The 7,783-nt window shown below is 67.1% G+C and carries 7 protein-coding genes; 5 read left to right on the top strand and 2 right to left on the bottom strand.

Annotated elements, in window-relative coordinates:
- The first annotated feature begins 94 nt into the window (after window positions 1-94).
- A complete protein-coding gene (locus A5767_RS13345; protein WP_033096243.1) occupies window positions 95-1,510 on the top strand; it encodes an Hsp70 family protein in 1,416 nt (471 codons plus the stop codon).
- A gap of 9 nt (window positions 1,511-1,519) precedes the next feature.
- Here A5767_RS13345 and A5767_RS13340 read toward each other — a convergent pair whose 3' ends face one another.
- The gene (locus A5767_RS13340) at window positions 1,520-2,803 is read right to left on the bottom strand and encodes a YibE/F family protein (RefSeq protein WP_064852480.1); all 1,284 of its coding nucleotides are present in this window, start codon (window positions 2,801-2,803) and stop codon (window positions 1,520-1,522) included.
- 326 nt (window positions 2,804-3,129) lie between these two features.
- Entirely contained in the window at window positions 3,130-4,386 is a 1,257-nt protein-coding gene (locus A5767_RS13335; protein ID WP_019291004.1) for a pyridoxal phosphate-dependent aminotransferase, read from the bottom strand.
- A 166-nt stretch (window positions 4,387-4,552) separates the two neighbouring features.
- Between A5767_RS13335 and A5767_RS13330 the strand changes: the two genes are divergently transcribed.
- The 4 genes from A5767_RS13330 (at window position 4,553) to A5767_RS13315 (ending at window position 7,737) form a co-directional block, all read left to right on the top strand.
- Complete coding sequence (locus A5767_RS13330; protein ID WP_006553044.1) at window positions 4,553-4,756, top strand: cold-shock protein; 204 nt, start codon at window positions 4,553-4,555, stop codon at window positions 4,754-4,756.
- 213 nt (window positions 4,757-4,969) lie between these two features.
- Complete coding sequence (locus tag A5767_RS13325; RefSeq protein WP_064256517.1) at window positions 4,970-6,142, top strand: alkane 1-monooxygenase; 1,173 nt, start codon at window positions 4,970-4,972, stop codon at window positions 6,140-6,142.
- Entirely contained in the window at window positions 6,129-6,692 is a 564-nt protein-coding gene (locus A5767_RS13320; RefSeq protein WP_006553042.1) for an alpha/beta hydrolase-fold protein, read from the top strand. The genes A5767_RS13325 and A5767_RS13320 overlap by 14 nt, the downstream gene beginning before the upstream one ends.
- A 94-nt stretch (window positions 6,693-6,786) precedes the next feature.
- Complete coding sequence (locus tag A5767_RS13315) at window positions 6,787-7,737, top strand: hypothetical protein (RefSeq protein ID WP_006553041.1); 951 nt, start codon at window positions 6,787-6,789, stop codon at window positions 7,735-7,737.
- Window positions 7,738-7,783: the final 46 nt, after the last annotated feature.

The raw sequence follows: 7,783 nt of genomic DNA, 5'->3' as shown, positions 1-7,783 counted from the left end.
CGTGACCCGCCGGTAACGTTCTGTACCATCGTCGGTGATTTCGGGCGCCGGGGGAAGCTGACGCGGCTGGCGCATCCAACGTCGAAGGCGGCTGATGAGTTCTATTCTCGGTGTGACCGTGGGGGAGAGCGCCGTTCGGGTGGTGCGGCCGGTGGATCGAACGACCCCGACGGCGGGGTTCCAGTTCCAGGTGGTCGAAACCGGTAAGGACGATCCGGCGCGGCTGGCGGCAGGCACCCTCGGGGTGCTCTTCCAGACCGGTGTGGCGGGCGATCCGATCGAACGGGTGGGACTGGTCTATCGCGACCAGGCCCAGGGCGAGCGCCTGCGCGCGGCAATGGCCGTCGAGCACATCGACCGTTACCTGCTCGTCTCCGAACCCGAAGCCGCCGTCACCTATCTGCAGGCCACCGGCGAGCTCGGCAGCAACACCGCCGTCTTCTACGACCTCGGCGACGCCGGGCTCACCGTCACCGTCGTCGACCTCGTCTCCCGCGAGGTGCTCGCCGAACGCACCGACAGCATCGGCGGCCGCGTCTTCGACAACGTGATCCGCGACCACCAGCTCGACACCAACGGTGTGTGGCGCCCCGACGACCCCGCCACCGACGACGAATTGTCGGCCCAGTGCCGCGAGGCCAAGGAGAAGCTCTCGCAGAGCGAGACCGTGGCCGTGCCGGGCGCGGCAGGGGTCGTGCTCATGTCGCGCGAGACCTTCGATCCGCTCATCGCGCAGTGCGTCGAGTCGTCGGCGCAATTCGTGCACCAGGTGATCTCCCGTGCCGGTCGCAACCCCGAGGCCGTGGTCCTGCTCGGCGGCGGCGCGCACATCCCGCTCGTGCAGGAGGTGCTGCGCTCCTGGCTCGGCCTGCCCCTGGTGGTGCCGCACGAGCCCGAACTCGTCCTCGCCAAGGGCGGGGCCCTGGCCGCCGCGCAACCGGCCACCTCGCAACCGGTGAGCACCCTCACGCGCATCGTGCCGGGTCAGCCCCCGTCGACGAGCGCCGACACCGAGCAGATCCCGGTCGTCGCCGCCGCGGCCGCTGCGCCCACGGCTGCCGCCACCGGCGCGGAGTCCGCCGACGCGAAGAAGCCGTGGTGGTCGTCGCTGGCCGGTCGCGGTCCGTCGGTCAGCGGCAGGCAGATCTCCGGCGCCGGGATCGCGGGCACGGCTCTCGCGGTCGTCGCGGTCATCGGCGTGGCGCTGAGCACCGGCTTCACGAGTTCGTCGACCGACGAGACGAGCCCCACCCAGTCGTACATCCCGACGACCACCAACGCGCCGCGGCAGAATCCCGCGCCGGCGGTAGCGCCCACGCAGGTCACCACGACCACCACGGTCGAGCAGGAGCCGGCTCCGACCACCCATTCACCGCGCCCGGTTCCGCCGGCCCCCGAACCTCCGCCCGCTCCGGCTCCGACCATCCCGGGGCTGGGAGTGCCGGTCCCGACGCTGCCGCCGCTGCCGACGATCGAGCTGCCGCCGCTGCCGCAGATCCGGCTTCCCTGAGTCACCCGCTCACGCGCGTCGCGCGTGCCGGCCACCCGTCTGCTGTCCGGGGGCGTCGGTACGCGCGAGCACGGCGGCGATCGCCGTGGTGAGCGGCACCGACAACGTGAGCGCGATGCCGCCGACGCATGCGCGGACCAGCTCGATCGCCACGGCGTCGCTCGTGATCACATCGGTGATCGACCGCCCGGCCACCGAGAACAGCAGCAGGAGAGGCAGCGCGCCGCCCGCGTAGGCGAGGACGAGCGTGTAGACGGTGCTGGCGATGTGGTCGCGGCCCACGCGCATCGCCGCCGAGAAGATCTCACGACGTGACGACTCGGGATCGAGCCCGGCGAGTTCGAAGGCCGACGACGCCTGCGTGATGGTGACGTCGTTGAGCACACCGAGCGAGCCGATGATGAATCCCGCCAGCAGTAGGCCCGAGATCGAGACGTGCCCGATGTACAGCTGCACGTCGGTGTTCTGTTCCTCCGACAGACCGGTCAGATGTGTCATGCGGATCGCGACGTAGGACAGCAGGGCCGCGACGACCATCGAGGCGAGCGTGCCGAGCAGCGCCGAACTGGTCCTCAGATTCACACCGTGCGCCAGATACAGCACCGCGTAGAGGATCAGTGCACCGCCGACCAGTGCGACCGGCACGGCGGGTTTGCCGTCCAGGAGCGCCGGGAGCATGAACACCACCAGCACACCGAACGCGACCACCAGGCCGATCAGGGCCCGCAGACCGCGCCAGCGGGCGATGGCGACCACCACGACAGCGAACACTGCGACCACCAGGGCGAGCGGGAAGCCGCGGGCGTAGTCGTAGAAGGAGTACTGGGTGGCGCCCGCCGGATCGGTCTGGCGGACGAGACGGATCTCGTCGCCGGCCTGTAGATCGGGCTGACCCGGGCCGGGGATCACCTCGAGGAGGGTCCGGGCACCGTCGTCGGGACCGGATTCGATGGCGACGATGCTGCGTTCGCAGTCGAAGGCGTTGCTCGAGGGAGGGGACGGCTCACCGGTGAAGACGCGCCCGAAGGACGCGCTGCCGCACGGGCCGGTGTTCTGCTCGACGACCGTTCCGGCTTCGGTGACGACCGCGCCGCCGCTACTCGTCTGAAAGGGGGCGGGGATGTCCACGGCACGGCTGCTCGGCCATAACAGGGCGGTGCCGAAGAGCACCAGGAGACCGATCGCAGCCAGCAGGCCGACCACGATCTTCGCGGCGATGGGTCCGAGTGGGATGGGACTTTCGTCCTGCCCGTGGCCGTGTCCGTGGCCGAAATGGCCGTGTCCGTGATTCACCCGGACAGGCTAGCCAAGAGGCGAGATGGTTGGGGCTGGTGGTGGCGGGGAGCAGGGGGGTGTCCCCGCCACCGTCACCTGATCTCGCACAGGGGGGATGGCGATCGATCAGGGAGCCCGGCACAGTGCGTAGTGCTTAGTGCCATCAGACAAATTACTGGTTCCGACCCGGGTTGGGGAGGGGTTGGCATGTGTCGATGGTCACGAAGCCGACAAACTGTCCGTTCGGGTAGGTCGACCGTGCCTCTAAACAGGGACTTCGGTCCCGAAAGGCACAATATAACTGTTCGGCAACGATTGCCCGCCCGGGGTCGGAAGCCCTGTTCCTACTGTTTGTAGGAGGACAGGAAGTTACCGATCCGCTCGATCGCCACCGCCAGGTCGCGTGCCCACGGCAGCGTGACGATGCGCAGATGGTCGTGGTTCGGCCAGTTGAAGCCCGTGCCCTGCGTGACGAGGATGCGCTCCTGCAGCAGCAGATCCTGCACGAGCTTCTCGTCGTCGTGGATGTCGTAGACCTCCGGATCCAGACGCGGGAAGGCGTAGAGCGCACCGCGCGGCTTCACGCAGCTCACGCCCGGGATGGCGTTGAGGCGCTCCCACGCGACGTCGCGCTGCTCGAGCAGGCGCCCACCGGGCCGTACCAGGTCCTCGATGCTCTGATAGCCGCCGAGCGCCACCTGGATGGCGTGCTGGGCCGGCACATTGGGGCACAAGCGGGTCGAGGCGAGCAGGTCGACGCCCTCGAGAAAGCCCTCTGCGTGATCCTTCGGGCCGGTGATGACCATCCAGCCCGACCGGTAGCCGGCGACCCGGTACGCCTTCGACAGGCCGTTGTAGGTCAGGCAGAGCAGGTCGGGGGCCAGCGAGGCGAGGGAGATGTGCTTCGAATCGTCGTACAGGATCTTGTCGTAGATCTCGTCGGCGAGCAGCAGCAACTGGTGCTTGCGGGCGAGGCGCACGATCCCCTCGAGCACCTCGTGCGAGTACACGGCGCCCGTCGGGTTGTTCGGGTTGATCACCACGATCGCCTTGGTGCGGTCGGTGATCCGGGACTCGATGTCGTCGAGGTCCGGGTTCCAGTCGTTGGTCTCGTCGCACAGATAGTGCACGGGGGTGCCACCGGCGAGCGAGGTCATCGCCGTCCACAACGGATAGTCGGGTGCCGGGATGAGCACCTCGTCGCCGTCGTCGAGCAGGGCCTGCATGGTGATGGTGATGAGCTCGGAGACTCCGTTGCCCAGGTAGACATCGTTGATGTCGAACTTCGGGAAGCGCGGCACGAGCTCGTAGCGCGTGACGATCGCGCGACGGGCGGAGGCGATGCCCTTGGACTCCGAGTAGCCCTGCGCGTGGGGCAGCGCCGCGATCATGTCCTGCACGATCGTGTCGGGCGCCTCGAACCCGAACGGTGCGGGGTTGCCGATGTTGAGCTTGAGGATGCGATGCCCCTCGGCCTCGAGCCGCGCGGCGTGGGCGTGCACCGGCCCGCGGATCTCGTAGAGCACGTTCTGGAGCTTCGACGACTGCTCGAGCCGACGGCTGATGTGATGGTGAAGTTGGCCTTGCTCCTCGATAGTCACGGCTTACATCGTGCCACCGTGCCGCAACAGGATTTCATCCGCGTTTTGCCGGTTGCGGTAACGAGTTGGGAAACAAGGCGCGACGAATGTCCGGATCAATGCGATGATCGAGGTCCATCTAGGCCTCACGTCGGGGTGACGTGGGGGAATGCAAGGAGCAAGTGGTATGGCGCAGGGCACTGTCAAGTGGTTCAACGCGGAAAAGGGCTTCGGCTTCATCGAGCAGGATGGTGGGGGAGCAGACGTTTTCGTCCATTACTCCGAGATCCAGGGTTCGGGCTTCAAGACCCTGGACGAGGGGGCACGAGTCGAGTTCGAGATCGGCCAGGGGCAGAAAGGCCCGCAGGCTCAGGGTGTGCGCGCCATCTAGGTCGCACTCTTTCGAGAATTCCGCGTTCGACGGCGTCGCACTTCCGGTGCGGCGCCGTCGTCGTGTGCTCTCTGTCACAGCCGGGAGGTGTAGGCCTACCCGTCGGTAAGTACTGCTTGTAAGGTATATCCGGTTCGTGGGGTAACAGTTTGTTTTCTCCGGTGCGTGGGGATTCGTACCGGACGGTTTTTCCTTCCTGGGGGATTGGTGTTTGTGGATTCGGCTACTCCTCGCAGTGCGACACACGATCGATGGACCGACCCCAAGAAACGCCTCTGGCTGTACGGACTCGTCGTCCCCCTGAGCCCCTTCATCGCCTACTTCCTCGTCGAATACCTCCACCTCGGCGTCTTCTGGGCCACCGGTGCACTGGTCATCGCCGTCGTCTGCCCGTTGGTCGACGCGTTCGCGAGGCTGGACACGAGCAATCCGCCCGAGAGCGTGATGCGGACGCTCGAGAACGACCGGTACTACCGCTACTGCACCTATCTCTATCTCCCACTGCAATACGCGGGCCTGACATTCGGGTGCTGGATGTGGGTGTCGCAGCCCATGGGCGGCGCCGAACGATTCGCGATGGCCGCCACACTCGGCATCGTCGGCGGTGTCGGCATCAACGCGGCGCACGAACTCGGACACAAGCGCACCACCATCGAGCGGCGCCTCGCGAAGATCGCGCTCGCCCAGTCGTTCTACGGCCACTTCTACGTCGAACACAATCGGGGGCACCACGCCCGTGTGGCGACCCCGGAGGACCCGGCCACCGCCCGCATGGGAGAGAGCTACTGGCGCTTCCTGCCCCGTTCGGTGTTCGGCAGCCTCCGTTCCGCGATCCGTTACGAGAAGGGCCGGCTCGAACGTCGCGGCACGTCGTTCTGGAATCTGCGGCACAACGACATCCTCAACGCATGGGCGCTGAGCGTCGTCCTCTACGCGGTGCTCATCGCCGTGTTCGGCTGGTCGATCGCCCCGTGGCTCGTCGTCCAGGCCGTCATGGCGATCATGTTCCTCGAAGGCGCCAACTATCTCGAGCACTACGGGCTGCTGCGCGAGAAGCGACCGGACGGCAGTTACGAACGCGTGCAGCCCCAGCACAGCTGGAACAGCAACCACGTGTGCTCCAACCTGTTCCTCTACAACCTGCAACGGCACAGCGACCATCACGCCAATCCGCTGCGCCGCTACCAGACCCTGCGGTCGATGCCGCAGGCGCCGCAGCTACCCGCCGGTTACGCGGTATTGATCATCCTGGCTCTGTTCCCGCCGCTGTGGCGGCGCATCATGGACCCGCGACTGCTCGAGCACTACAGTCACGATTTCTCGCGAATCAATATTGAGCCTGAGAAACGAAATGCGATTCAGGCACGATACGGTGGTCGCAGTTAGGCGCCATGTCGGGGAGACCGGCGACGGTTTCCCGCTCTCGTCGGCCCAACGCGGGATCTGGTTTGCCCAGCATCTGCTCGGCGACATTCCACTGACCATCGCCCAGTACGTCGACGTCCGAGGCGAATTCGATCCCGAGATCTTCGCCGACGCCGGCGCCGCCACCGCCCGCTTCTTCGGCAACCCGCTCAACATGTGGGGTCCGTTCGACGACCCCACCTGGGTCGCCAATGATCCCTACGTCAACGCCGAGAAACTGCGCGGCACCACCTTGTACCTGTCGTCGCGCACCGGCCTGCCCGGCCGCTACGACAATCTCGAATCCGAGTGGATCAAGGACGAGGAAGACCTTACCGACGTGGTCATCAAGGGCGGACTCATCGAAGCCGCAGCGGCCGACTGCACCCGACGCATGGCGACGCGCCTCGACGAACTGGGCATCCCCGCCACCATCGACATCCACGACGACGGCACCCACAACTGGGGCTACTGGCAGGACGACCTGCACAACTCGTGGCCCGTCCTCGGTCCCGCGATCGGCGCGTCCTGACGGTTCATCCACAGGCGGTCGGTTCATCCACAGATCCGGCCGATTCGTCCTCGTAGGCACCTGCGGCCCGGGTCGACGGGCGATGCTAGGCGCCATGGGGGAGTTGATTCTGCGGCGCGAGGCAAATGCGCGCGGCGTCACCGATGCGGAGATCCGACGTCTGGTGCGGAACGGAACGTGGACTCGGCTCGCGTCGGGAGTCTTCGTCCAGTCCGACCAATACGCGGGGGCCGACGATCACGCTCGACATGCTCTTCGGGCACGGGCGTTCATCGCCAATGCAGGACCGACCTCGGCGCTGAGCCACGTATCGGCCGCGGTGCTGCACGGGCTCGACGTCTGGCAGATCCCACTCGATGATGTGCACCTCACCCGCAACGCGCCGAGTGGAGCGCGGAGGACACCCGGCCGCGCCATGCACGCGGCGCTCTTCCGTGAGGCGGACGTCGTGGACCGGAGGGGAGCGCGGGTGCTGTCGGTCGCACGGACGATCACGGATGTGGCCGCAACGGTGCCGGTGGAGCAGGCCGTCGTACTTGCCGACAGTGCGCTGCGAGCGGGGCTGGTTGCCTCCGACGAGCTGACCCGTGCCGTGGAACGGATGGGGAGTCATCCCCGCATCGCGCATGCGCGTCGTGCCGTGCAGCTGTCGAGCGGGTGCAGCGACAGCGCCGGCGAGTCGCGGAGCAGGGTTCTGTTCGTCCGTGAGCAGATCCCGATGCCGCTCACGCAGGTGGACGTCTTCTGCGCCGACGGCAGGTGGCTCGCTCGCGTCGACTTCCTGTGGCCGGAGCACGGTGTGATCGGCGAGTTCGACGGTCGGATCAAGTACCGCCGCGACGGGGTCGCGACCACCGCCGCCGAGGACGTGGTCTACCGCGAGAAGCTGCGGGAGGACGCACTGCGTCACGCGGGGTGGACGGTGGTGCGGTGGACGTGGCAGGACCTCGGGACCCGCGGCGCCGTCGCAACGAAGGTGCGGGAGGCGTTCGCACGGGCGGCGCGGGGGAGCGGGCCGACGGGGAGGTACGCAACAAAGAAGTAAGGCTCGCAACGCCAGCAGTCACTGCCAGCGTTGCGAGCCTCAACCT

This window comes from Rhodococcus sp. 852002-51564_SCH6189132-a (genome assembly GCF_001665495.1).
Lineage (GTDB): Bacteria > Actinomycetota > Actinomycetes > Mycobacteriales > Mycobacteriaceae > Rhodococcus > Rhodococcus pyridinivorans.
This window is presented reverse-complemented; position numbering and strand designations above follow the sequence as displayed.